The following is a 22,873-nucleotide window of genomic DNA, read 5'->3' as shown; positions in this document are numbered from 1 at the left end:
TGGGAGAAAAGACCAATGAACGTCGAAGCTTACACGTCCAAACCCGAAGGCATGATCCCCAACAGCCGGTTTCCGTTGTTGATCCACCGGGGCGCAATTCCCGGCGGTGGAGTCGATGCGGTCAAGGCGCGGTTCCGTGAAAACAGTTGGGGCAACAACTGGGAATATCCCGGGGTATATGAATACCCTCACTTCCATTCGACCTCGCACGAATGCCTCGGCTGCGCCAAGGGCTGGATGGAGTTCAACCTGTCGGTCGACGGATGGACCCGTGTCCGGATCGAGACTGGTGACGTGATCGTCATGCCCGCCGGGGTCAGCCATGAGATGGTTGGCCATTCCGAAGACATCATGATGTGCGGCGGCTATGCCGGTGGCCGCGACTGGGACAACATCCAGGAAGCCTTCCTGACACCCGAGATGTTTCAGGCTGCGGTCAAGCGGATCATGATGCTGCCGATCCCCGACAAGGACCCCGCGACCGGGGACATTCTGCATCAATGGCATGATGCGCCGTCATCCGTGGATGGCGGCTGGAACGATTTCCGCGACGGGCTGGACGCTTCTGCCTAGCCTGCGCCCCAATTCGGAGCCTTTCTGATGGACCAAAACAGCCAGATACTGACACCCCCCTCTGAACCCCGCGAATTCGGGTTCTTCCTGGACGGCGATTGGGTGCCCGCCGGGGATCGCGACGTGTTCGAGCGGTCTTCGCCCGGGCATGGCGTGCCTGTTACGCGCATCCCGCGCTGCACCGAAGAGGATCTGAACGCCGTGGTCGCCTCGGCCCGGGCGGCGTTTGATGACCGCCGGTGGTGTGGCCTGTCCGGTGCCGACCGCGCGGCGGTGCTGCTGAAGGCGGCCGAGCTGATCCGCCAGCGCACAGATGAGATCGCTTATTGGGAGACGCTGGAAAACGGCAAGCCGATCAGTCAGGCGCGGGCCGAAGTATCGGGCTGCATCGGCATGTTCGAATTTGCGGCCGGTCTGGCGCGGGCGCTGCACGGGGACAGTTTCAACAACAGCGGTGATGGCGCGATGGGCATCGTCACGCGTGAACCGGTCGGCGTGGTCGGCCTGATCACCCCGTGGAACTTCCCGTTCCTGATCCTGTGCGAGCGGGTTCCCTATATTCTGGCGTCGGGCTGCACGATTGTCGCCAAGCCTTCCGAGGTCACCAGCGCGACCACCCTGATGCTGGCCGAAATCCTGTCTGAGGCCGGGCTACCGGATGGGGTGTTCAACGTGGTCACCGGATCGGGCAGCGTGATTGGTCAGAAACTGGCAGAACACATGGACGTGGATATGCTGTCCTTCACCGGTTCGACCGGTGTGGGCAGCTCTGTGGTTGCGGCGGCGGGTCAGAGCAACTTCAAGAAACTCGGGCTGGAGCTGGGTGGCAAGAACCCGCAGATTGTGTTCGCCGATGCCGATCTTGAAGACGCCGCCGATGGTGTTGCCTTTGGCATCGCGTTCAACACCGGCCAGTGCTGCGTGTCCGGTGCGCGGCTTCTGGTGGAGCGTTCGGTTGCGGATAAGTTTGCCGAAATGGTCGCCGACAAGCTGCGCAAGGTGCGCGTCGGCGATCCGCTGGACGAACGCACGCAGGCCGGAGCCATAACCACCGATGCGCAGAACCGCACGATCCTGTCCTACATCGCCAAGGGTCAGGAAGAAGGCGCAACCCTGCTGACCGGCGGCACCACGCCTGAAATCTCGGGCGGGCAATATATTGATCCGGTCGTCTTTACCGGCGTGACCAATGACATGGTGATCGCCCGCGAAGAGATTTTCGGCCCGGTTCTGGTCGTGATCCCGTTTGACACGATTGACGAGGCAATCTCGATTGCCAACGATACCGAATACGGTCTGGCGGCCAGTGTCTGGAGCAAGAATATTGACAAGGCGCTGACAATCTCCCGCCGCGTTCAGGCCGGGCGGTTCTGGGTCAATACCACTCTGGCCGGTGGGCCCGAGTTGCCGATCGGCGGGTTCAAGGCCTCGGGCTGGGGTCGTGAGGCCGGGATGCACGGGGTCGAGGAATATACGCAGATCAAGTCGATCCATGTCGAGATTGGCAAGCGGTCGCATTGGGTGGAGTGATGGCTGAAACCGGATATGACTATATCATCGTCGGCGGCGGCTCGGCCGGATGCGTTCTGGCCAACCGCCTGACCGAGGATAGCGCGGTCAGGGTGCTGCTGCTTGAGGCAGGTGGCAAGGACAGTCATCCCTTGATCCACATGCCGGTGGGCTTTGCCAAGATGACCGACGGTCCTCATACGTGGGGCTTTACCACGGTGCCGCAGGTCAACGCCAACAATCGCGAGATCCCTTATGCGCAAGGTCGGGTGATCGGCGGCGGCAGTTCGATCAATGCCGAGGTGTTCACGCGCGGCAATCCCATCGATTATGACCGCTGGGCCAATGAGGAAGGCTGCGAGGGTTGGGCGTTCAAGGACATCCAGAAGTACTTTCTCCGGTCCGAGCGCAACGCCATCCTGTCCGGCGACTGGCACGGAACCGAAGGTCCGCTGGGTGTGTCGAACCTCGACGCTCCGCAGAAGATGACTCGGGCCTTCGTGCGCTCGTGTCAGGAAGCGGGCATCCCTTATAACCCGGATTTCAACGGCCCGGTTCAGGAGGGCGCCGGGGTCTATCAGACGACCACGTGGAACTCCAAGCGCTGTTCGGCGGCGGTTGGATATCTGAAGCCGGCCCTATCGCGCCCGAACCTGACCCTGGAAACAGGATGCCAGGTGCATCGCGTGGTGATCGAGGGCGGCCGGGCCACAGGTGTCGAATACGATCAGGGCGGGCAGATGCGCAAGGCGAGCGCCGATCACGAGGTTCTGGTGACCTCAGGCGCGATCGGGACACCCAAGCTTATGCTGCTGTCCGGCGTCGGACCGGCCGCGCATCTGCGCGAGCATGGGATCGAGGTCAAACAGGACCTGCCGGGCGTTGGCGAAAACCTGAATGACCATTTTGGTATCGACATCGTGGCCGAACTGAACGGCCATCACAGTCTGGACAAGTACAACAAGCCGCATTGGGCGGTCTGGGCCGGGATGCAATATTACCTGTTCGGTACGGGGCCAGTGGCGTCGAATGTCGTCGAAGGCGGCGCATTCTGGTACGGGGACAAGTCCGCCCCGGTTCCGGACCTGCAGTTCCATTTCCTGGCCGGCGCGGGTGCCGAGGCAGGTGTGCCAAGCGTGCCCAAAGGCAGTTCCGGGATCACGCTGAACTCTTATACTGTTCGTCCCAAGGCGCGGGGCACGGTGCGATTGCGGTCAAACCGGGTTGAGGACATGCCTCTGGTTGATCCCAACTTTCTTGGACATCCGGATGATCTGAAAACCTCGGTCGAAGGGGTAAAGCACAGCGTGGAAATCTTCCGGCAGAAAAGCCTGCGGAAATACATCCGCCAGATTCGTTTCCCGGATGACAGCGTTAAGACACAAGCCGAATACGAGGCTTATGCGCGGCAATACGGCCGGACTTCCTATCACCCGACCTGTACCTGCAAGATGGGTGTGGATGAGATGGCGGTGGTCGATCCGCAGATGCGTGTGCGCGGGATCGACGGGCTGCGGATCTGTGACAGCTCGGCCATGCCAAGCCTGATCGGGTCAAACACCAACGCACCGACGATCATGATGGCGGAAAAAGCGTCGGACATGATCCGGGGTAATCACTGAGTCACAAGGCTCTCAACGGCTTAGGGTATCTCCCCGAAACTGGCGGTGCCGCGATCCGGCACCGCCTTTTTTGTTCAGTCCCACTTGGGTGCCCAGGGCACCAGGTCTTCGCCGACGATCCGATAGCCTGTGTGGGTTTTGGCATCGATCCGGTCCATGTCGCTGCTGGACAGAGTGAAATCCATGACATCGAAATTGGCGTCGATATTGGCGCGTTTGGTCGACATGGTGTTGATCGAAACGCCCTTCTGCAAAATCCAGCGCAGAACGACCTGCCCAGGGGTCTTGCCATAGGTCTTGCCGATCTCGTCAAAGATCGAGTGTTTGAAGACCTCACCGCGCGCAACCGAGCAGTAGGACGACAGGGGAATGCCGGTTTCCGTGGCCGCCGCCAGCAGGGTGTCCTGATTGAGCAGAGGGTGGAATTCGACCTGATTGGTAACCAGCGGCGTATCAATGATCTTGACCGCATCGCGCATCATCTGGGCCGTGTAGTTCGACACGCCGATATTCTTGGCCAGCCCCTTGGCATGGGCCTGTTCCAGCAGTTTCAGCGACGGGGCGATATCCTCGCCAATCGGCGGCCAATGCAACAGCAGGACGTCGACGTAATCCAGCCGAAGCTTCTTCAGGCTTTCTTCGACCGAAGGCAGAAAGGCCTCGTCGGTGAAATTGTCGGGGTGAACTTTCGTAGTCACGCAAATCTCATCCCGGTCGAAACCAAGTTCGGCCAGAGCATCGCCGGTATCTTTCTCATTCTCATACATTTGCGCGGTGTCGAACGAGCGATACCCGACCTCGGCGGCAATTTTCATCGCGTCGCGAAGCTCGTCCCCGGTCAGGGGATACGTGCCGAAAGTACGCTGATTGGTTTTTTGAAAGTAGATGTTCACGGTGGTCCTCCCAAAGCAAGTCCAAAAGTAACCTAATAGTTACTTAGTGTCAGGTCAATTCCTGCGTTCTGCTAATTCCTGTTGCTTTTCGCTGACCCTCGCGCCATACATATAACCAGTTAGTTACTTTGGCGAGGTTCGCATGACAAAGCAAATGACGGCGCGCGAAGCAGCACATCTTGTGCCTGACGGGGCGACTGTGGCGGTGAACTCGTCCAGCGGCCTGTGTTGTCCGGATGCGGTTCTCAAAGGTCTTGGCGAACGCTTTGATGATGAAGGCGCACCGAGGAACCTGACGACGATTCATCCCATTGCGGCCGGTGACATGTTCGGCACCAAAGGGGTGGACCATATCGCCAAGCCGGGGCTTCTGACCCGGATCATCGGGGGGTCGTACCCTTCGGGGCCCAGCAAGGCCGAACCGCCGTTGGTGTGGCAGATGATCACCGCCGAACAGGTGCGTGCCTATAACGTGCCGTCGGGCATCATTTTCGACATGCTGCGCGAAGCGGCGGCCAAGCGCCCGGGAGTTCTGACCAAGGTAGGCATGGATACGTTTGTCGACCCCGAAATCGAAGGCTGTGCCATGAATGACGCGGCACGTGCCGAACCCATCGTCAAGCGCATGGAGTTCGAAGGCGAGGACTGGCTGTATTTCAAATCCATGGCCCCCAATGTTGCAATCATCCGCGCGACCACGGCCGACGAAAAGGGCAACCTGAGCTTCGAACACGAAGGTGCCTATCTTGGCGCGATGGAAATGGCTCTGGCCGCCCGCAACAACGGCGGTGTGGTCATTGCGCAGGCCAAGCGCGTTGCCGCCGCCGGCAGTATCCGCCCGCATGATGTGCATGTTCCGGGCATTCTGGTCGATGCCATTGTTGAGGCCCCGGACCAGCTGCAAACCACGGCCACCGAATATGACCCCGCGATTTCTGGTGAGCTGACGCGCCCGATTGAAAGCTTTCGCGCGGCGGAGTTCAATGTCGGCAAGGTGATTGCGCGCCGTGTCGCGATGGAGTTGAAAGACGGCTGGGCGGTCAATATCGGCTTTGGCATTTCGGCCAATGTCCCCCGCATTCTGGTCGAGGAAGGGTTGCATGGTTCGGTCACCTGGATGATCGAGCAGGGGGCTGTGGGCGGCGTGCCGCTGCTGGATTTCAAGTTCGGCTGTTCCGCCAATGCCGAGGCCTTTGTCCCCTCGCCACATCAATTCTGCTACTTTCAGGCAGGCGGGTTTGACGCGTCGCTCTTGTCCTTCCTGGAGGTGGACAAACACGGATCGGTCAATGTTTCGCGCTTGTCGGCAATTCCACACCGGACTGCAGGGGCTGGCGGGTTCGTCGATATCACGGCGCGCGCCCGCAAGATCGTGTTTTCGGGCAATTTCAATGCCGGGGCCAAGATGACGGTCGAAAACGGGCAGGTGGAAATCCTGCAAGAGGGCAAGGTCGCCAAATTCGTCGATGAGGTCGACCAGATTTCCTTCTCGGGCAAGCGCGCCAAGGCGCAGGGGCAGGACGTGACCTATGTAACCGAACGCTGTGTCATCAAGCTGACTGAGCAGGGGCTGATGGTTACCGAGATCGCGCCCGGTCTGGATGTGCAGCGGGATGTTCTGGATCAGGCGGCAACGCCTTTGCTGGTGTCGGATGATCTGAAAACCATGGATGCGGCTCTGTTCGATCCGGCCCTGATGGGGCTAGACCTGCCTGCGGCGTGATGGAACACTTTCTGCTGGATATCCGCGACGGTATTGCCCGTCTGACGCTCAACCGGCCCGAGCGGCTGAACGCGCTGACCGAGACGATGATGGATGATTTGATGGCACTGTGCCGTCGGATCGAACATGCAGAAGATGCGCATGTGGTGATCCTGACCGGGGCGGGCAAAGCCTTTTGTGCGGGCGGTGATATCGACGCCTGGGCAGCACGGTCGGCGGACGGGTTCGGGCGCCACTGGCTGCGCGATGGGCACCAGGCGTTGGACGCCCTGACCCGACTTCGCCAACCGGTGATCGCGGTCCTGAATGGTCACGTACTGGGCGGCGGTCTGGAGCTGGCAGCCTGTGCCGATTACCGTATTGCGGAAGCGCATATTCGCATCGGGCAGCCGGAACCCGCGCTTGGGATTATCCCCGGTTGGTCCGGGACGCAGCGCACCGTGCGCCGTTTCGGATCGCAACTGGTGCGGCGCATGGCAATCTTTGGCGAAGAGTTTTCGGCAAGCGACGCCCAGATGGTTGGACTGGTCGATCAGGTCGTTGAAAAAGGGCAGGGAATTGACGCCGCAACAGAACTGGCCAACCGGATGCGTCATCGTGGGCCGGTCGCGACCGAGCTGGTGAAAATGCTGATCAATGCCGCCGAAGGCGAAGAGCGGGAGAGGGTGTTCGAGGCTCTGGCTGGCCGGGTCGCTGCTGCGCAGCCTGAATTGCAGGTCGGGCTGGCCGCATTCAAAAACCGCAAAAAGGCGGATTTCTGGTAATCGTTTCTAGGAAGGAAGAACGAAATGATACGTCATCTGGTGCATCTGCGCTTTGACAACGGTGTTTCCGAGGCTGAGAAGTCCGCGCTCTACAAGGAGCTGGAGGGTCTGAAGGACCATATCGACGGTATACTCGATTTCCAGAGCCGCAGGAATGTGTCCGTCGAAACCGACCTGGTGCGAGATTTCAACGATATGTTCTGGTTTGATTTTCGGGATGCGGATGTGCGGGATGTCTATCTTGTCGATCCGACGCATCAGGAGATCGGCGGTCGCATCGTTGCAAAAACCGTCGGCGGGCCGGACGGCGTGTTTGTCTGCGATATCGAGGTATGATCGCGGTCCCTAGCAGCAGGCTCTGAAACGGTCGACGATCACGTCCAGAACCTCGTTCGGGTCCCGCTTCCACCAGTTCTCGGCCGAGAAGATCTCTACCTCGCACAGGCCATCATAGCCCGCATCTTCCACGGCGGCGCGCAGGGCAAACAGATCGGCAACGCCGTCGCCCATCATGCCCCTGTCCAATAGCACGTCCGAGGTATCGGCCAGCCAGTCGCACAGGTGATAGCCGAGAATTCGGCCTTTGGCGCGGGTCGCCAGCGTGTCGGCCAGCGTCGTGTCCCACCAGACGTGATAAACGTCGATGGCAACACCCACATTGTCGGCGCCAACCGCATCGCACACATTCAGCGCATCCGCGGCCGTCATCAGGCAGGTGCGGTTGCCGGCGGTTGCCGGGTTCAACGGCTCAAGGGCCAGTTTGACCCCGCGTTGCGCTGCATAAGGCGCGGCGCGCGCCACACGGTCCGCGAGGATTTTCTGGCTTTCCAGAACGCCTTTGGTCCCCGGTTCGGGGCCGCCGGTCACGATGGTCAAAACCTCGGTTTCCAGCGCGGCGGTCTGATCGATCGACAGATAGAAATCGTCCATGATCGCTTGATCGGATGGCAACGCAAGCGGCCCGGTCAGGAACGGTGTGCGGCATAAGCCAACCACCTGCATGCCTGCGTCGCGGACGCGCTGGCCGATCTGCGCTGCTCTCCCGTCCAGTTCGCGCCGCCAGAAGGTGATCCCCCCATATCCCCTTGCCGCGCAGGCATCAATCACCTGCTCGGGGCTCCATCCGGCACCGTAACCATCCAGATTGTGACCCAGAGTGGCCGTGTTCAGTGCAAGGGCAGAGTGGTCCTGGGTGAAATCGCGCATCGCACTCAGACTCCGTAGAGTTTCAGCATGTTCCCCATCCGCTCAACCGCCAGATCGGGGTCGCGCAGCAGACCGTACTCATCGGCCATTTTGAAACAGTCGGTGAAATAGGGCAGGGACCGGGTCGCCTGAGCCCCGTTCAGCATTATGAAATGGTCCTGAAACCCGTTCAGCCAGGCCAGAAACACAACCCCGGTCTTGTAGTATTGCGTCGGTGCCCGGAAGATGTGCCGCGCCAGCGGCACGGTCGGGTCCAGTGTCGCGCGGAAGGTTTTGGCGTCTCCTTCGCTCAGCTTGCTGACCGCATAGGCCGCTGCCGGGGCGAGGGGGTCAAAAATACCCAGCAACGCGTGCGAGTGGCCCTGATCGTCACCTTCGATCAGTTCGGGGTAGTTGAAGTCGTCACCCGTATACATGCGGACGCCTTCGGGCAGGCGGCGGCGCATGATGATCTCTTTCTCGGCGTCCAGAAGCGAGATCTTGATCCCGTCCACCTTGTCTACATTGGCGCCGATGATCGACAGCACGGTTTCCAACGCGTCTTCGAAATTGTCCGATCCCCAGTACCCGGCAAGCTGCGGGTCAAACATCTCCCCCAGCCAGTGCAGGATGACGGGCTCGTCACAGGCGGCCAGAACATTGTTGTAGACCGCGATATAGTCGTCCGGTCCGGTCGCCACCTTTGCCAAAGCGCGTGAGGCCATCAGGATGATCCGCCCACCCAGTTTCTGGATCGCCTCGACCTGTTCCAGATAGGCGCGACGCACGCCGTCCAGCGATTTTGCGTCAGCCGGGTCCAGATGATCCGTGCCGCAGCCATTGCCGACCAGCGCGTCGGGTAGCTCTTCCTTGGTGCGCCGGATCAGTTCCAGTGCGCCGTTCCAGTCCAGCCCCATGCCACGTTGCGCGGTGTCCATTGCCTCGGCAATGCCCATCCCCATCCCGGCCAGATAGTGGCGGAATTCCATGGTCTTGGCCCAGTCCACATGGGCTGGGCCGGTCGGGTCATGGTCTCCGAAAGGGTCAGCAACAACATGAGCGGCCGAATAGAGAACCCGCGCCGAGTTCGGCGTCAGTTTCGACGGCGCGACCGGGGTGCCGACCAGCGCATAGTCATACAGTTTTCCGGTGGTATCGGGCAGCTGAATTTTCATCGAAATACCTCAGAAACGGGGAACAAGCATACCGGCATCGGCCGAGATGGCCTGACCGGTTGTGTAGGGAAGTTTGCCACTGGCCAGTGATGCGATGATCTTGCCCATATCCTCGGGCTGGCCAACGCGGGGGAATAGGGTCAACCCGTCCTTGGCGCGTTGGTCATACATCTCGATCACCGGGGCGGTCATGTCGGTTGCGATCAGACCGGGCTGAACGTCATAGACAGCGATGTTTTCCTGCCCCAATCGCACGGCGAAGGTTTTTGAAATCATCGCGGCTGCTGCCTTGGATGCGCAATACTCGGCACGGGGAACGGCGACTGCCACTGCGTTCGAGGATGTCACGTTAACGATGCTGTGAAACAGCCTTTGGTCGCGGTCGCGCGCAACGAGGCGTTTGGCAAAGGCCTGCGACAGAAAGAACATCGCCTTGGTGTTGATGGCCATGCAGCGGTCGAAACTGGCTTCGCTGACCTCCAGCAGATCGCCGCGCTGTATCACGCCGACGCCCGCGTTGTTCACCAGTGTTGTCAGGGGGCCGATTTCGGCTTCGATGGTGGCCAATTGGTCGTCATGCGCGTCGATTTCGGACACATCGAAGGCCGCTGCAACCGCAGGCACGCCGAGGGCGCGGATCGTGTCCAATGCGCCTTGCAGTTCGTCATCCATTTGCGGGCCGTTTACGGCGATGGCAAACCCTTCGCGCGCCAAGGCAACGGCTGCCGCCAATCCGATTCCACGAGAAGACCCGGTCACAAGTGCTGCGTGGCGGCTCATGCTGCGGCCCCCTTCGACAGCAACTCGCGGGCGATGATCATGCGCTGAATCTGGTTGGTCCCTTCGTAGATCTGGGTGATCTTTGCGTCGCGATACAGGCGTTCGACCTCGAACCCGCGAATGTAGCCCGACCCGCCAAAGACCTGCACCGCATCGGAGGACCGCTGCACTGCCATGTCGCCCGCAAAGCACTTGGCCATCGAGCACGCCTTGGTGGCGTCCTGCCCGGTGTCGATCTTGTAGGCAGCCGAGTGGACCAGAAGACGGGCAGCTTCGACATCCTTGGCAATGTCGGCCAGCAGCCACTGGACCCCCTGAAAGTCAGCGATGGGCTTGCTGAACTGTTTGCGTTGCTGGGCGTAATCGGTCGCAGCCTCAAGCCCCGCCTGACCGATCCCGACCGCCAGTGCGGCGATACCAACACGGCCCTTGTCCAGAACGCTCATCATCATGTGGAACCCGCGCCCTTCGGTGCCCAGAAGGGCATCAGAGGGCAGGCGAACATCGTCAAAGGATAGCGGACCAACCTGACTGGCGCGCTGACCCATCTTGATCTCTTTGGGGCCGCGGGTGACGCCGTCGGTGTGCAGATCGACGATGAAGATCGACATGCCACGGTGTCCGGCCTCGGGGTCGGTCCGGGCCAGTACAAAGCCGACATCCGCAACCGGGGCGTTATGAATCCAGATCTTGCCGCCGTTCAACACCCAGCCGTCGCCGTCGCGCACCGCAGTGGTGCGGATGCCGGACACATCGGTGCCAGCTTCGGGTTCGGTGATGCAATAGGCGGGGCGCAGCTTGGCGGCCAGCAGATCCCCCAGCCACTTGCCTTGCTGTCCCGGCGTTCCATGGCGCACCAACAGAGTCGAGACCAGTTCCAGCAACCCGCATTGATCGGCAATCGACGCGTAGCCGCGCGACAGTTCCTCCATCACCAGTGCATAAGTCACCGTGTCGAAGCCGGGTCCGCCAAGCTCTTCCGGCACGCCGATGCCAAACAGGCCCAACTCGGCCATTTGGTCGTAGATTTCCGCGGGAAAACGCGAGTCGCGGTCCAGTTCTTCGGCAGCAGGACGAAGGACATCCTCGGCAAACTGTCGGGTCATATCGCGAACCTGAAGGTGGGTTTCGGTCAGAAACATCTTAGCGCCCCGTAATGTAACTAATCAGTTACTAATACGCGTGCTCGGGGTGGTTCGTCAAGTGGGTTGATCGGTTTCGTCACTTGAGGTAAATAACCAAACAGTTACTTAATAACTGCGCAAATATCGGCGATCCGGTTTGCATTTGGGAGGCTTGCATGAATCCGAACACACTGAACAAGTTTGGCCGGGTGGATCTGAACGTATCCGCCTTTGGCTTTGGCACTGCGCCGATCGGCAACATCTTTCGCGAGATTGACGAGGCAACGTCGGACGCGATGATCCAGCACGCCTGGGACAAGGGCGTTCGGTATTTCGACACCGCTCCGATGTACGGGCACGGCCTGTCCGAAATGCGGACGGGGCACAGCCTGCGCTGGAAGGACCGCGGGGATTTTATCCTGTCGTCCAAGGTAGGCCGGGTGCTGAAGCCCGCGCGCCGTCAGGACATCAATTTCGAGCCTTGGACGAACGCTGCGCCATTCACCATGCATTTCGACTATAGCTATGACGGGATCATGCGGTCGTTCGAGGACAGCCTGCAGCGCATGGCGCTGGAGCATATGGATATCTGCTTTATCCACGATATCGACGTCTTTACGCGCGGCAGCGAACAGCCCGAAGTGTTCAAACAGGCCATGGATGAGGCCTGGAAAGCGTTGGAAAGCCTGCGTGATCAGGGCGTTGTCAAAGCCATCGGCGTCGGCGTCAACGAATGGGAGGTGTGCCACGCCGCGCTTGAACAGCGCGACTTTGACTGCTTCCTGCTGGCCGGGCGCTATACCCTGCTGGAACAGGACGCTTTGGACAAGTTCCTGCCGCTTTGTGAAGAGCGCGGCGCCGCTGTGGTCGTGGGTGGCGGCTTCAACTCGGGCATTCTGGCGACGGGTGCGAAGGAAGGGGCCAAGTATAACTACGCTCCGGCCCCTGCCGACATTAAGGACAAGGTCAGCAAGATCGAAGCCGTCTGCGCCGAATACAACGTGCCCCTGCCAGCTGCCGCGCTGCAATTCGTGGTCGCGCACCCGGCGGTGCCAACCTTCATGGCGGGCACCCGCACGGTCGAGCAGCTGGATCAAAACCTGAACTGGTTCAGCCATGACATCCCGACCGAGTTCTGGGCAGACCTGAAAACCAAGGGATTGCTGCGCGAAGATGCTCCGGTTCCGGAATGACCGCCGAGCCACTGACTGCAGGGACCTACGGCTATCACGATCTGCAGGTCGGGGACGTGATGAAAACCGGGTCTGCCGAGATAACGGCAGACCTGATAACGGCTTTTGCTGAACTCACCGGCGACAAATACACGCTGCATCTGGATGACGACGTGGCCCGCAAGCTTGGCTACAAGGCGCGGGTGGCGCATGGGCTACTGGTCCTGTCGGTTGTCGACGGGTTGAAGTTCCAGTCCGATGCGCGGCCTGACGGATTGGCCTCGCTGGGGTGGGACTGGCGGTTCGAACAACCGGTCTTTGCCGGGGATACGATCCGAGCCGAACTGAATGTGGTGTCAAAACGCGAAACCTCTTCCGGTCGGCGCGGGATCGTGGCCTTCAGGTTCGATGTTTTCAATCAGGAGGGTCAACGGGTTCAGCAGGGCACGAATGAGTTGATCTTCGACCTGTGATCAAAGCCGCAACACTCCAGGATCAAGGGAAAAACATGTCTGTTTCATTCACCAAGCGCTTCATCTCGCAAAGTGCTGCAAACGCGGCGGTGCAGGAGGCCCTGGCTCATGCCGCTGAAAACGGGTGGCAGGTTGCGGCCGTTGTTGTTGACCCCAGCGGTCACATGGTTGCTGCGGGGCGCATGGATGGTACCCCGGCAGCAGTGGCCGATTTCGCCTCGGACAAAGCCAGAACCGCCGTTTTGGGCAAAACCACACGCGCCTTTGCTGAACGCATGTTGTCGGCGCCTGCGTTGCAATTGGGCCTGGCAAACCGCCCCAATCTGTGCGCCTGGGATGGTGGAATGCCCATTCTGGAAGATGGCCAGCTGATCGGTGCGATTGGAGTGTCAGGTGCCGCTGGTCCTGACGACATCCTGTGTGCCGAGGCCGGGGTGAGGGCAATTGGCCTGACCACGTGACGCGGTTCTACCTCAATAGCCGGACACGTCGCGCGAATATTCGTGGTAGATGCCGGGATCAAAGATCGAGTTGACGGCCAGTTCACGCTTGGGCCGCAGGTCCTCGGAAAACACTTGGGCGGCCGCAAAAACCTCAGGGGTGACAAACCTCAGACCCTCGGGCAGATCGCCCAGCGTTGAACTCGGATCATTGGCCGCAAGGTTATACCCCCAAATCCCGAACGAGGGGATCGACATCTGATAGTTCACGACCTGCGGGAAAATCTCGGACAAGGTTTCGGAAACCGTCCAGTAGGTATGGGGCGAGAAGAAGGGTGAGCTGCTTTGTGTGACCAGCACACCATCCTCAGAAAGGATGCTCTGGACCATCGCGTAGAACTCGATCGAATAGAGCTTGGACAGCGCCTCGTTATGTGGATCAGGGAAATCGATGATGATCCGGTCGTAGGTCTGATCCGTGGATTTTACATAGTTGAATGCATCGGTGTTGTGGATGATCAGCGACGACGCCTCCATGCTGTTTTGGTTCAGACGGGTGATGGGAGCCAGATTGCGCCCCAAGTCGGTCATCGCCGGATCCAGATCGACCAGATCGATGCGTGTCACGCTGGGGTATTTCAGGATCTCGCGCACTGCGAGCCCGTCACCACCGCCCAGCACCAAAACGGACTTGGGATCATTATCACCCCAAGACAGAACCGGGTGAACCAGCGCTTCGTGATAGCGATACTCATCCGCTTCAGCAAATTGCAGATGGCCATCGATATAGAGCCGCACGTCGTTTTTTTGCCAGGTATTGGTGACCACAAGTGACTGGTATTGCGACTGTTTGCGCCAGACGATGCGGTCAAAATACAGATGGTCCTGCGCAAAGGCGGTGATACGCCCGGCCAGCAAGGTCAGCGCGAACAGCAAAACAATGGTGCCGATCGCGCAGGCCAGCATCCGCTTGGGTGCGTCCAACTGGTCGCGCAGGCACAGAACGCTTAGCAACGCGACCATGGCGTTAGTCAAGCCGATGGCGAACGAGGATGAGATCAGCCCAAGGGAAGGCAGCAGCAGGATCGGAAACAGAACCGATCCGCCAAGCGCGCCGATATAGTCCAGCGAAAGTACATCGGCGATGGATTCCCGCGTGGTGCTGCTTTCCGACAGAACCCGCATCAGCAGAGGAATTTCCAGCCCGACCAGAAACCCGATGGACGAGATGAAGGTGAACATGCCGACGGTGTAAAACCACGGCGCATAGGGAAAGAGCATGAACAACGACACGCTGCACAGGCCGCCGATCAGCGCCAGGATCAGTTCTACCCAAATGAAGGTCTGGATCAGGTTGCCGTGGAAAAAGCGCGATACATAAGACCCTACCCCCATGGCGAACATGAAGAACCCGATGGTCAGCGAGAACTGATAGACTGAATTGCCCAGCAGATAGCTGGACACCGTCCCGATGATCAGTTCGTAGACAATGCCACACAGGGCAACGACAAGGATTGCGCCTAGCAGAACCATTGCCTGTCTGCGGGGCAGGTCCGAATAGCGCGGTGTCAGGGTGTCGGTCATGCAAATATCCGAGAAACTGGAAAGCCCGGCGCGAGTGATGCACCGGGCCCTCGTGGGGTGTGATGTCTGTACGGCGCTTATTTACCTGCGCGCAAACCGCCCGAACGGGCGCTGCGCGGGGCCGAATAGCTGGTGCGCGGTGTCACGCTCCGGTTGTTGAAGCTGGAGGCGGTGATGCCGGCCGAACGCTGGCGACCGATCAGGTTGCCAATCAGCGCACCAGCCAGGAACCCTGCACCCGAGAACCGCAGGCCAGCGGACTGACCAGTGGTATCGGTGGCGATCAGGCGGTTGTTGGCCTCGTCGATCTCGATGGTAAAGACCTCTCCCTCACCGGAATCACGAACGCCGTTTGCGTTCGGGTCGGCGTAGCCCGAGAATTTGGCGTCGGACAGAATTTCCAGACCCAGAGGCTGGTCGTAAAAACGCGGTTCCGTATTCATCACCTCGGTCAGGTAGCCGGTGAATTCATCGACCTGCTCGTCCGAGGCTTCGGCGATGCTGTTGGCGTCCAGATACTCCTGATACTGGATGATGGCGAATTCCGTACGGTCCAGAACCTGCCCGAGATCAGCGGTCTGTTCTGATTCCGGGGCCAGGAACATCGAATAGCCCACAAAGCCCAGAACGCCGATAATGACGATCGTTTTCAGATTACCAAACATTAAAAACTCCTATGGATTTTTGGTTTTTCCTGAATCACTGCTCCACCAGACCTGATGCAGGTCCTTGCCGTAGAACTCTTTGAGTTCACCGCATTTTTGCAGGCCCTGCGCTTGCAGCTCCGCTGCGTTGGCGTCGGACAGGTCGGATGGGATGGCCAGAACGGCCATGCGGTATTTCTGATTGCGCGCCAGCGACAGCTGTTGCTCCAGCCCGCTGAGCCCGGCGTCGGTTTCGCGCCAGCGCAGGCCCGCGACGTCGTCGGTTTCGGGGGCTTTGTGAATCTCGAAAATCGACAGGCCGGTATTCGGAGACGGCTCTATGCGCGTAGTCTCAGGTGCCTCAGGGTTTTCCAGCCCATAGACAATCTTGGCTTCGTTCCGGCCATGATATCCGGGCACGGTCAATTCGACGGAGGCCCCGAACTCTTCATAGAGTTTATGCGCGGCGGCATAGAGTTTCTTGCCGAACTCTTCATAGTCGCTGGTTTCGATGAAAATCTTGCGCACCTGCAGTTGCGCCAGCTTTCCCAGCAGGTCGTTCAGCATCAGCGCGCCCAGACCCTTGCCTGTATGGGCCTGATCCAGGTAGGTCCAGGACAGCCACGCGACGTCCGGCACATCTTCGTCCAGGCTATAGCCGATCAGCCCAAGCAAGTTGCCCTTTTCCAGCAGGACGAACATGTTGTCCGTTCCCTCTTCCAGAAACTTGCTTTCCGCCTCGGCCGCATCGTCCTCATCGGTTTGTGCGATGATCTGGATGGCAGGAGACACGTGCCGCCATTCCATGGGTTTAAGCTTTGGCCCACTCGAGCCGAAAAGGGCGCTAAACATGGCCAGTCCTCCGCCGATTAAGGCGCTTGTAATATGTGTGAAAACGGCGATCTGAGGGCGCAGAAACAACCACTCGGCCCCCAGAACGATACAGATCAGGGCCAGCGTCCAGCCGCGCCGTTCCGGCGGGCTTGAGGTGATCAAGCCATAGGAAACCAGACCGTAGGCGACCCCGGACAGGCCGACAAAGCCCGGTCCGGCCAGTAACAGCTCGGCGGTTGTTCCGGCCAAGGCGAACAGGGCGACAAGGCCCAGTGTGCGAAGCCAGCCCAGAACGGGTTCGGTAAAGCTGCCGCCAACAAGGATCAGCAGGCAATTGAGCGTCAGGTGACTCAGATCGCCGTGCCGAAACATGAACAGCAGATGATCGGGGAACGTTCCGATGGGCCCGGAATACCGGACCGGACCCAGCAAAGCATATCCCGCAATCGCGCTGAGTATGAGGCCTATCGTAACCGGGCATCTGCGCAGCTCTTCCATTCGCCTTTCAGAAGCCCGCAACGGCAAGCCGGGGTGTCGCGTGACCAATCAGGCCGCGGCGTATGGACTGCACGTTGACGCGTTGCGGGCGGAAATAGGATTTCAGAACGTCGAGACTGAGCTGTGGTTTGGCATCGCCACACATGAAGATATCGAGGGCGGCATATCCATGTTCCGGCCAGGTGTGGACCGAGATATGCGACTCGGCCAGCAGCGCGACCCCGGTAAACCCCGCCCGCTGCCCAAAGTCATGGGTATTTACACCCAGAACATGCGCTTTGGCGGCAACCGCGGCACGTCTCAGGGCATCTTCGGCGGGAACGGGATCATAAAGCGCACTTGCGTCGAAAAAATCTGCTATAAGGTGAATACCCAACGAAGACGAAGAACCGTCCATAAAAAACCAACGCCCCAAAACTCAAACTATTTGAGCCATGTCTAAATTGTTGTTCTGTTTCGTCAATCTCAGTTTGAGTGTATCTTCGCCTTATCTTCGTTTGGTGATGCAAACGCACAACTAACGAGAGATATGGCGACACAGCCGATTACCGGATTCGACTGGAGAATTCGGTGTTTCGATGCTGCGCAACACCATGCAGTTTAATCAAACTGTATCGGGCTAAACAGAGGTGCGCGGTGACGCGCTTTGGGCGCAGCACCGCTCTGGACTTAACGTTATTGGTTAGCCGCGACCACGATAGGGCGGCACGCCCTGATCAGGAATCCAGACGTGATCGGGTGTGGCTCCGGTTTGCCAGAATACGTCGATCGGAATGCCGCCGCGCGGATACCAGTAGCCGCCGATCCGCAGCCAGCGCGGGTCCAGGAACTCGACCAGACGGCGGGCGATGGAGACAGTGCAATCCTCGTGAAATGCGCCGTGGTTGCGGAATGATCCCAGAAACAGTTTCAGGGATTTTGATTCCACCAGCCAATCGCCCGGCACATAGTCGATCACCAGATGGGCAAAGTCCGGTTGTCCGGTCATCGGGCATAGCGAAGTGAACTCGGGCGCGGTGAACCGCACGCAATAGTCGATATCGGCCTGCGGGTTCTGCACCCGCTCAAGCTCTGCCTGCTCGGGCGATGCGGGCAGTTCGGTTTTCCCGCCCAACTGGGTCAGATCGCTGTAAATGGTTTCCATCATGTGCTCCTTTCGGGGTCAGACCCCGCGTTTGTTGCCCCATAGCAGGACGTGCAGTTGCGGCAGAACCCGGGGTGTGAACCAGCCATCACCGGTCACTTTCTCCACCAGCCACAGCAACCGGTCCGAAAGGGTTTGTGGATCGACGGGCAGGTCGGGATCGACCTCGGAATTGCCCGGTTGCAGATAAAGCGGCAGCGAGGGATAGCGGTCGGCCACGGCGCGGGCCCAGTCGTAATCGGTGTCGTCGAAGATCACGATTTTCATCACCACCTTCGGGCCACCTTGCGCGGCCTCGATACAGGCCGCGAAGGCATTCCAGTCCACGTCTTCGCCACTTGATGGCGGTTTCGGGCTGAGGACCAGCGTATCCAGATCACCGAACCACGGCTTTGCGATCGAGCCCTGAGTTTCGCATGCAAAGCGATACCCCTCGGCCCGACCCCGCGCGATCAGGGGCGCAAAATCCTGAATGGCCGGATTGCCGCCCGACAATGACACGGTCAGAGGCCGGTCGCCCGACAAGGCACGCACCCGGTCCCAAACCGCATCCGTGTCCATCGCCGCCCAATCGTGGCGATAAGCGGTATCGACCGCGTGCAGGCTGTCGCACCAGCTGCAGCGGTAATCGCAGCCGCCGGTGCGCACGAATACGGTGGGTTCCCCGATCAGCGCGCCTTCGCCCTGAATCGTGGGGCCGAAAATCTCGGCAATGCGCAGGCGGGTCATGGGCGGTACTCAGCCCAGGTCTTCGGCGTTTCGCTGACCCGTACGGCGGCAGTTTCCGGCCAGCGCGCGGTGCACCAGTCATAGAAATGGCGCGCCATGTTCTCGGCCGTGGTCAGGATGTTCATCACGTCGTTCAGGTGGCGATGATCGAAGGTCTCGTCGATATAGGCCTTGAGCGGCTTCAGTTCGCCATAGTCCCGCACGAACCCGTCGGCGTTCAGCTTGGGCGCGGCCAGTTCGACCTCGACAATATAGTTGTGCCCGTGCATCCGCGCGCATTGGTGATCATCGGGCAGATGAGTCAACTGGTGCGAGGCGGAGAAGTGGAACTCTTTGGTGATCCGGTACATCAGGCGGTTTCCTTCTGCGCCGTGGCCGCGACCCAGAAATCGGGGTCCTCATAGGTGGTCGGGTCCGCGATACCGGCCAGATGGAACGCCTCTCGCCGTTCAACGCATGTGCCGCAGCGGCCGCAATGGTGTTCGCCGCCCTTGTAGCAGGACCAGGTCTGCGCAAAGGGCGTGTCCACACGCGCCCCCTCGGTCACGATGTCAGCCTTGCTGCGATGGACGAACGGCGTGAACAGCGACACGTTGGCATAACCGTCCAGCGCGTGTTTCTGCATCGTTTCAAACGCTTGCGTGAAGGACGGTCGGCAATCGGGATAGATAAAGTGATCCCCGCCATGTACCGCCGTCGCCACCGCATCGGCCCCACGCGCAGCGGCCGCGCCAAAGGCCACGGTCAGCATGATTGCGTTGCGGTTGGGGACCACGGTGACCTTCATGCTGTCTTCGGCATAATGCCCATCGGGCACGTCCACATCATCGGTCAGCGCCGACCCGGTCAGAACTGCCCCGACCGAGCGCAGATCTATGATGTCATGAGGCACACCCAGCCGCTGCGCACAGAGCGCGGCATAGTCCAGCTCTTTGCGGTGACGCTGGCCATAGTCAAAGGAAATCAAGCCCGTCAGCTGGTGGTCGCGCGCAACTAAATGCGCCAGCGACACCGAATCCAGCCCGCCCGAGCAGATTACGATCGTTTTCATATTTTGAACCCTTGTTTTGTTACCCGGGTAGGCTGCGACCGGGATGCGCCCTGTTATACCCGAGAACCGGGCGTGCCAAGTCACATTTGCGCAATGTTTTTCCCATTGGGATGTCGATGGCGTCCGACCGCTTAGGTGCTAAGCACTCGGAGTTCTTCGAACCGCGTCATGTCGGCAAACTGACAAAAGGCAGGGGCGGCAAGTGGGATGACAGGCGCGGCCTCTGCCAGATCTGCAAGGATAGCTGCAAGTTCAGCTTCCCAGATGGGCAGGACAGCATCGGGCAGCCACGTGATTGGATAGGCAAAGGTCATGTGGTGCTGATACGCGTCATGGTCTTCGTGGCGATACGCGAAGGGCTCGGTCAGCGCCTCGCGCCAGGCCAGCATTTTCGCCTCGTCTTCGTCGGTGGCGCCTTTGAGCGCAAGACCCGTAGGGCTGCAGCCTGTAACGCGCACAGCAAAGCTAGAGGGTGCGGAAAAATCAGCGAGCCGGTCGATCATGGCGTCGGTGACGCTGCTGACCGAGGCATCCCGGTCAAGATCGCGGGGCCATGTGTCCGGCGTGCGACGGGTTTCGATAACACCTTCAAACACCGTCATGTGCAGGCTTTCAGCAGGGGTAAAAAGAAAGCGCCCGGCTTCCGGCAACGCCATCATTCTCTTGCGCGCGTCCAGCACCGCCTTGTGAGCTGAGGCATCGAAATCAAGATGGCAGACAACGGTGTTGCCGGCCTCGGGCAGGAATTTTTCAGCGTTATATCGCTGGCCAAACCGCCGCGGGACGTCCGGGTTTCTGCTGGCTGCGAAGGATGCGACGTCAACATTCAAAGGCACTGTTAAGCTCCGTTTTTTTGGCACCTTATTCGAGGTCTGTTGCAAGGTTATGACCGGAATGGGGCTTTGGCGCCAGAAAAGGTTCTGCTTCGGATTGACGGAGAGCGCGCTATAACCGGTATATAAATCCACACCTTGTCGGAAAACTCTCGGCCATGCAGTTCAGGCAATTTTCACAGGCGCATCGACAATGACATCGCCCAATCTTTTTCAACTTGCCGGGCTTGTGTTCACTGCGGTGACCTTTGTTGTGATCGGTGACACTGCGGGCAAGCTTCTGACCGGCGGCGGCGTCGATCCGATCATCGTTGCCTGGTCGCGCTTCGCTCTGGCCGCAATCCTGCTGCTGCCATTTAGCGGGCTTACAGCAAGCGAGTTGCCAAACTTCCGAGATTGGCGCGTCATGTTGCGGGCGTGTTTTATCGCCGGGGGGATTTGCTGCATCCTGACGGCACTGCGAACCGAACCGATTGCCAATGTCTTTGGGGCGTTTTTCATCGGGCCGGTGGTGTCTTATGTCCTTGCCATCCTGTTCCTTGGCGAAAAACCGTCGCGCCGCCGCAGTATCCTGCTGGCGATTGGATTTGTCGGGGTTATGTTGGTCGTAAAGCCGGGTTTCGGCGTGTCTTCCGGCATGATCTTCGCGCTGGCGGCCGGCGGATTCTATGGCGCCTATCTGGTGATGACGCGAACGCTTGCGGGCGCTTACCGGCCGCGGTTCCTGCTTATTTCCCAACTCTTGATCGGTTCGGTGCTGTTGACGCCGCTCGGTCTAACGGCGGAGTTTCCTGCGCCTGACATCTCGGTCGCGGCGTTGATACTGCTGAGCGCTTTTGCCTCTGCTGTGGGTAATTACTTGTTGGTGATCGCAAACAAGTCGGCCGAGGCAAGCCTGATTGCGCCATTGGTCTACAGCCAACTGGTTTCCGCAACGGTGCTTGGGATTCTCGTGTTCAAAGATTGGCCGGATGCCTATTCTCTGTTGGGCCTCGTGCTGATCGCGTTTTCGGGGCTTGGCTCTTTGATCCTGCATCAGTCAGACAAGTGGGCTTCGGCCGCCAAGGGGTGAACCCTAGGCAGCCGAGGGAAACCCTGCCAAACCGATCATCTAACCCAAAAGTGCTTCAATCCTGGCAAGTGTCGCCGTGCTCACTGCCACACCTTTATTTTGGGCTGCCAGACGCTTGGCCCGGCGTCCGTCACCGGGCAGATGTGCCCCGTCCTGAAGGCGGATGGCCTCGACCAGTTCTGCGACACCAGCCGCGAACGCCCCCTCGGCTGTTGCGCCCGGATCGATGGCTATGAAGAATTGGCCGGTTTTCGGGGGACCGCCTGCCGTTCCCGAAAATGGCGAGGCATTGATGCCCAACGTGGCCCCGGTCAGGGCGGCGGCCAAAACCTCGACCAGCAGCGCGACGCCGACGCCCTTGTAGCCGCCCGAAGGTGCCATTGAGCCCTTTAGACCGACCTCCGGATCGGTTGTCGGGTTGCCCTCGGCGTCCAGTGCCCAGCCAACCGGGATCGGCTTGCCTTCGCGCGCATGTTTCATGACCTCGCTTTTGGCAATCGTGCTGGCGCTTTGGTCGATCAACAAGGCGGGCTGGCCATCGGTTCCCGGGACGGCGACAGAAAACGGATTGGTGCCCACGACAGGTTTCGAGCCACCGGACGGGGCAATCGAGGCCGGCGCATTGGTGAACCCCAGCGCAACCAGCCCGGCTTGGGCAAGCCTGTAGGTGTGAAACCCAAGAACGCCGCAATTGTAGCTGTTCTTGATGGCCAGAACCGCAACGCCTTGTTCCCGCGCGGCAGGGATCAGAGCGTCAAATCCCAGATCAATGGCAGAGTGGGCAAAGCCCGTGGCGGCATCGACGGTCAAGACGCCCGGTCGGGGGCGCGTCAGCACAGGCATTGCCATCCCATCAACCTTACCGCATTGCACATGCTCGCAATAGATCGGGATGTAAGCCAGGCCGTGGCTTGCGACGCCGTCTGCCTCGGTCGCGGCGGTTGCTTGCGCCAATGGGCGGGCGTTGTCTTTGGATGTGCCCGCTGCGACCAGCGCGCGGAAAGACAGCTCTTCAATTTCGGCGAGGGTAAGGGTCCGTGTGTCGGTCACG

General features: G+C 59.8%; 25 protein-coding genes. 10 read left to right on the top strand and 15 right to left on the bottom strand.

Translation table 11 applies throughout. The annotated features are described in order from the left end of the window. Positions 1-15 precede the first annotated feature (15 nt). From GOX63_RS18580 to GOX63_RS18570, 3 genes are read left to right on the top strand one after another with little or no spacing between them, the layout of a single operon-like run. On the top strand, positions 16-573 hold the full coding sequence (locus tag GOX63_RS18580) for a hypothetical protein (protein WP_170546769.1): 558 nt from the start codon (positions 16-18) through the stop codon (positions 571-573). Between the two features lie 27 nt (positions 574-600). Next, the gene (locus GOX63_RS18575) at positions 601-2,103 is read left to right on the top strand and encodes an aldehyde dehydrogenase family protein (protein WP_170327599.1); all 1,503 of its coding nucleotides are present in this window, start codon (positions 601-603) and stop codon (positions 2,101-2,103) included. Next, positions 2,103-3,704, top strand: coding sequence for a GMC family oxidoreductase (locus tag GOX63_RS18570; protein ID WP_170546766.1), 1,602 nt, complete (start codon positions 2,103-2,105; stop codon positions 3,702-3,704). The genes GOX63_RS18575 and GOX63_RS18570 overlap by 1 nt, the downstream gene beginning before the upstream one ends. A 74-nt stretch (positions 3,705-3,778) precedes the next feature. On the opposite strand, the gene GOX63_RS18565 is transcribed toward GOX63_RS18570, so the two are convergent. Beyond that, positions 3,779-4,597 carry an aldo/keto reductase gene (locus GOX63_RS18565; protein ID WP_170546763.1) on the bottom strand — a complete coding sequence of 273 codons (819 nt, stop codon included), beginning with the start codon at positions 4,595-4,597 and terminating at the stop codon, positions 3,779-3,781. Between the two features lie 142 nt (positions 4,598-4,739). Here GOX63_RS18565 and GOX63_RS18560 point away from each other — a divergent pair, with 142 nt between their 5' ends. From GOX63_RS18560 to GOX63_RS18550, 3 genes are read left to right on the top strand one after another with little or no spacing between them, the layout of a single operon-like run. After that, the gene (locus GOX63_RS18560; protein WP_170546760.1) at positions 4,740-6,320 is read left to right on the top strand and encodes an acyl CoA:acetate/3-ketoacid CoA transferase; all 1,581 of its coding nucleotides are present in this window, start codon (positions 4,740-4,742) and stop codon (positions 6,318-6,320) included. Then, positions 6,320-7,084 carry an enoyl-CoA hydratase/isomerase family protein gene (locus GOX63_RS18555; protein ID WP_170546759.1) on the top strand — a complete coding sequence of 255 codons (765 nt, stop codon included), beginning with the start codon at positions 6,320-6,322 and terminating at the stop codon, positions 7,082-7,084. The genes GOX63_RS18560 and GOX63_RS18555 overlap by 1 nt, the downstream gene beginning before the upstream one ends. Before the next feature lie 24 nt (positions 7,085-7,108). Next, positions 7,109-7,420 carry a Dabb family protein gene (locus GOX63_RS18550; RefSeq protein WP_170546756.1) on the top strand — a complete coding sequence of 104 codons (312 nt, stop codon included), beginning with the start codon at positions 7,109-7,111 and terminating at the stop codon, positions 7,418-7,420. Positions 7,421-7,429: 9 nt separating this feature from the next. On the opposite strand, the gene GOX63_RS18545 is transcribed toward GOX63_RS18550, so the two are convergent. From GOX63_RS18545 to GOX63_RS18530, 4 genes are read right to left on the bottom strand one after another with little or no spacing between them, the layout of a single operon-like run. Continuing rightward, on the bottom strand, positions 7,430-8,290 hold the full coding sequence (locus GOX63_RS18545; protein WP_170327605.1) for a sugar phosphate isomerase/epimerase family protein: 861 nt from the start codon (positions 8,288-8,290) through the stop codon (positions 7,430-7,432). A 5-nt stretch (positions 8,291-8,295) separates the two neighbouring features. Then, the gene (locus GOX63_RS18540) at positions 8,296-9,444 is read right to left on the bottom strand and encodes a dihydrodipicolinate synthase family protein (RefSeq protein WP_170327606.1); all 1,149 of its coding nucleotides are present in this window, start codon (positions 9,442-9,444) and stop codon (positions 8,296-8,298) included. Between the two features lie 9 nt (positions 9,445-9,453). Further along, positions 9,454-10,224, bottom strand: a complete 771-nt coding sequence (locus GOX63_RS18535; protein WP_170327607.1) for a 3-ketoacyl-ACP reductase — start codon at positions 10,222-10,224, stop codon at positions 9,454-9,456. Then, positions 10,221-11,366 (bottom strand): acyl-CoA dehydrogenase family protein, encoded by a 1,146-nt coding sequence (locus GOX63_RS18530; protein ID WP_170327608.1) that lies wholly within the window; start codon positions 11,364-11,366, stop codon positions 10,221-10,223. The genes GOX63_RS18535 and GOX63_RS18530 overlap by 4 nt, the downstream gene beginning before the upstream one ends. Before the next feature lie 158 nt (positions 11,367-11,524). Between GOX63_RS18530 and GOX63_RS18525 the strand changes: the two genes are divergently transcribed. From GOX63_RS18525 to GOX63_RS18515, 3 genes are read left to right on the top strand one after another with little or no spacing between them, the layout of a single operon-like run. Further along, positions 11,525-12,541 (top strand): aldo/keto reductase, encoded by a 1,017-nt coding sequence (locus GOX63_RS18525; protein ID WP_170327609.1) that lies wholly within the window; start codon positions 11,525-11,527, stop codon positions 12,539-12,541. Next, positions 12,538-12,993, top strand: a complete 456-nt coding sequence (locus GOX63_RS18520; RefSeq protein ID WP_170327610.1) for a MaoC family dehydratase — start codon at positions 12,538-12,540, stop codon at positions 12,991-12,993. Before GOX63_RS18525 ends, GOX63_RS18520 begins: the two co-directional genes overlap by 4 nt. A gap of 35 nt (positions 12,994-13,028) precedes the next feature. Then, entirely contained in the window at positions 13,029-13,454 is a 426-nt protein-coding gene (locus GOX63_RS18515; protein ID WP_170327611.1) for a GlcG/HbpS family heme-binding protein, read from the top strand. A gap of 12 nt (positions 13,455-13,466) precedes the next feature. Here GOX63_RS18515 and GOX63_RS18510 read toward each other — a convergent pair whose 3' ends face one another. From GOX63_RS18510 to GOX63_RS18470, 9 genes are all read right to left on the bottom strand, one after another. Then, on the bottom strand, positions 13,467-15,017 hold the full coding sequence (locus tag GOX63_RS18510; protein WP_170327612.1) for a polyamine aminopropyltransferase: 1,551 nt from the start codon (positions 15,015-15,017) through the stop codon (positions 13,467-13,469). Positions 15,018-15,094: 77 nt separating this feature from the next. Beyond that, positions 15,095-15,682 carry a hypothetical protein gene (locus tag GOX63_RS18505; protein ID WP_170327613.1) on the bottom strand — a complete coding sequence of 196 codons (588 nt, stop codon included), beginning with the start codon at positions 15,680-15,682 and terminating at the stop codon, positions 15,095-15,097. A gap of 9 nt (positions 15,683-15,691) precedes the next feature. Next, the gene (locus GOX63_RS18500; protein WP_170327614.1) at positions 15,692-16,993 is read right to left on the bottom strand and encodes a rhomboid family intramembrane serine protease; all 1,302 of its coding nucleotides are present in this window, start codon (positions 16,991-16,993) and stop codon (positions 15,692-15,694) included. 7 nt (positions 16,994-17,000) lie between these two features. Next, positions 17,001-17,390, bottom strand: a complete 390-nt coding sequence (speD, locus tag GOX63_RS18495; RefSeq protein ID WP_170327615.1) for an adenosylmethionine decarboxylase — start codon at positions 17,388-17,390, stop codon at positions 17,001-17,003. Between the two features lie 285 nt (positions 17,391-17,675). Continuing rightward, a complete protein-coding gene (queF, locus tag GOX63_RS18490) occupies positions 17,676-18,140 on the bottom strand; it encodes a preQ(1) synthase (RefSeq protein ID WP_170327616.1) in 465 nt (154 codons plus the stop codon). A gap of 15 nt (positions 18,141-18,155) precedes the next feature. Further along, the gene (queE, locus tag GOX63_RS18485) at positions 18,156-18,866 is read right to left on the bottom strand and encodes a 7-carboxy-7-deazaguanine synthase QueE (RefSeq protein WP_170327617.1); all 711 of its coding nucleotides are present in this window, start codon (positions 18,864-18,866) and stop codon (positions 18,156-18,158) included. Further along, complete coding sequence (gene queD / locus GOX63_RS18480; protein WP_170327618.1) at positions 18,863-19,216, bottom strand: 6-carboxytetrahydropterin synthase QueD; 354 nt, start codon at positions 19,214-19,216, stop codon at positions 18,863-18,865. The genes queE and queD overlap by 4 nt, the downstream gene beginning before the upstream one ends. Beyond that, complete coding sequence (queC, locus tag GOX63_RS18475) at positions 19,216-19,917, bottom strand: 7-cyano-7-deazaguanine synthase QueC (RefSeq protein ID WP_170327619.1); 702 nt, start codon at positions 19,915-19,917, stop codon at positions 19,216-19,218. Before queC ends, queD begins: the two co-directional genes overlap by 1 nt. 131 nt (positions 19,918-20,048) lie before the next feature. Next, on the bottom strand, positions 20,049-20,885 hold the full coding sequence (locus GOX63_RS18470; protein WP_367647215.1) for a DUF1868 domain-containing protein: 837 nt from the start codon (positions 20,883-20,885) through the stop codon (positions 20,049-20,051). Positions 20,886-20,943: 58 nt separating this feature from the next. Between GOX63_RS18470 and GOX63_RS18465 the strand changes: the two genes are divergently transcribed. Then, the gene (locus GOX63_RS18465; protein ID WP_170327620.1) at positions 20,944-21,822 is read left to right on the top strand and encodes a DMT family transporter; all 879 of its coding nucleotides are present in this window, start codon (positions 20,944-20,946) and stop codon (positions 21,820-21,822) included. 39 nt (positions 21,823-21,861) lie between these two features. On the opposite strand, the gene GOX63_RS18460 is transcribed toward GOX63_RS18465, so the two are convergent. Then, the gene (locus GOX63_RS18460) at positions 21,862-22,872 is read right to left on the bottom strand and encodes an Ldh family oxidoreductase (RefSeq protein ID WP_170327621.1); all 1,011 of its coding nucleotides are present in this window, start codon (positions 22,870-22,872) and stop codon (positions 21,862-21,864) included. Position 22,873: the final 1 nt, after the last annotated feature.

Origin of the sequence: Ruegeria arenilitoris, from assembly GCF_013031355.1 — a bacterium.
Classification (GTDB): Bacteria; Pseudomonadota; Alphaproteobacteria; order Rhodobacterales; family Rhodobacteraceae; genus Ruegeria; species Ruegeria arenilitoris_C.
Note: the sequence above shows the minus strand (reverse complement) of the source record. Positions and strands in the feature narration are given on the sequence as shown.

Coding starts and splice junctions, on each gene's coding strand:
- GOX63_RS18580 (WP_170546769.1), top strand. CDS start 16: ATGAACGTCGAAGCTTACACGTCCAAACCCGAAGGCATGATCCCCAAC.
- GOX63_RS18575 (WP_170327599.1), top strand. CDS start 601: ATGGACCAAAACAGCCAGATACTGACACCCCCCTCTGAACCCCGCGAA.
- GOX63_RS18570 (WP_170546766.1), top strand. CDS start 2,103: ATGGCTGAAACCGGATATGACTATATCATCGTCGGCGGCGGCTCGGCC.
- GOX63_RS18560 (WP_170546760.1), top strand. CDS start 4,740: ATGACAAAGCAAATGACGGCGCGCGAAGCAGCACATCTTGTGCCTGAC.
- GOX63_RS18555 (WP_170546759.1), top strand. CDS start 6,320: ATGGAACACTTTCTGCTGGATATCCGCGACGGTATTGCCCGTCTGACG.
- GOX63_RS18550 (WP_170546756.1), top strand. CDS start 7,109: ATGATACGTCATCTGGTGCATCTGCGCTTTGACAACGGTGTTTCCGAG.
- GOX63_RS18545 (WP_170327605.1), bottom strand. CDS start 8,290: ATGCGCGATTTCACCCAGGACCACTCTGCCCTTGCACTGAACACGGCC.
- GOX63_RS18540 (WP_170327606.1), bottom strand. CDS start 9,444: ATGAAAATTCAGCTGCCCGATACCACCGGAAAACTGTATGACTATGCG.
- GOX63_RS18535 (WP_170327607.1), bottom strand. CDS start 10,224: ATGAGCCGCCACGCAGCACTTGTGACCGGGTCTTCTCGTGGAATCGGA.
- GOX63_RS18530 (WP_170327608.1), bottom strand. CDS start 11,366: ATGTTTCTGACCGAAACCCACCTTCAGGTTCGCGATATGACCCGACAG.
- GOX63_RS18525 (WP_170327609.1), top strand. CDS start 11,525: ATGAATCCGAACACACTGAACAAGTTTGGCCGGGTGGATCTGAACGTA.
- GOX63_RS18520 (WP_170327610.1), top strand. CDS start 12,538: ATGACCGCCGAGCCACTGACTGCAGGGACCTACGGCTATCACGATCTG.
- GOX63_RS18515 (WP_170327611.1), top strand. CDS start 13,029: ATGTCTGTTTCATTCACCAAGCGCTTCATCTCGCAAAGTGCTGCAAAC.
- GOX63_RS18510 (WP_170327612.1), bottom strand. CDS start 15,017: ATGACCGACACCCTGACACCGCGCTATTCGGACCTGCCCCGCAGACAG.
- GOX63_RS18505 (WP_170327613.1), bottom strand. CDS start 15,682: ATGTTTGGTAATCTGAAAACGATCGTCATTATCGGCGTTCTGGGCTTT.
- GOX63_RS18500 (WP_170327614.1), bottom strand. CDS start 16,993: ATGGAAGAGCTGCGCAGATGCCCGGTTACGATAGGCCTCATACTCAGC.
- speD (WP_170327615.1), bottom strand. CDS start 17,390: ATGGACGGTTCTTCGTCTTCGTTGGGTATTCACCTTATAGCAGATTTT.
- queF (WP_170327616.1), bottom strand. CDS start 18,140: ATGATGGAAACCATTTACAGCGATCTGACCCAGTTGGGCGGGAAAACC.
- queE (WP_170327617.1), bottom strand. CDS start 18,866: ATGACCCGCCTGCGCATTGCCGAGATTTTCGGCCCCACGATTCAGGGC.
- queD (WP_170327618.1), bottom strand. CDS start 19,216: ATGTACCGGATCACCAAAGAGTTCCACTTCTCCGCCTCGCACCAGTTG.
- queC (WP_170327619.1), bottom strand. CDS start 19,917: ATGAAAACGATCGTAATCTGCTCGGGCGGGCTGGATTCGGTGTCGCTG.
- GOX63_RS18465 (WP_170327620.1), top strand. CDS start 20,944: ATGACATCGCCCAATCTTTTTCAACTTGCCGGGCTTGTGTTCACTGCG.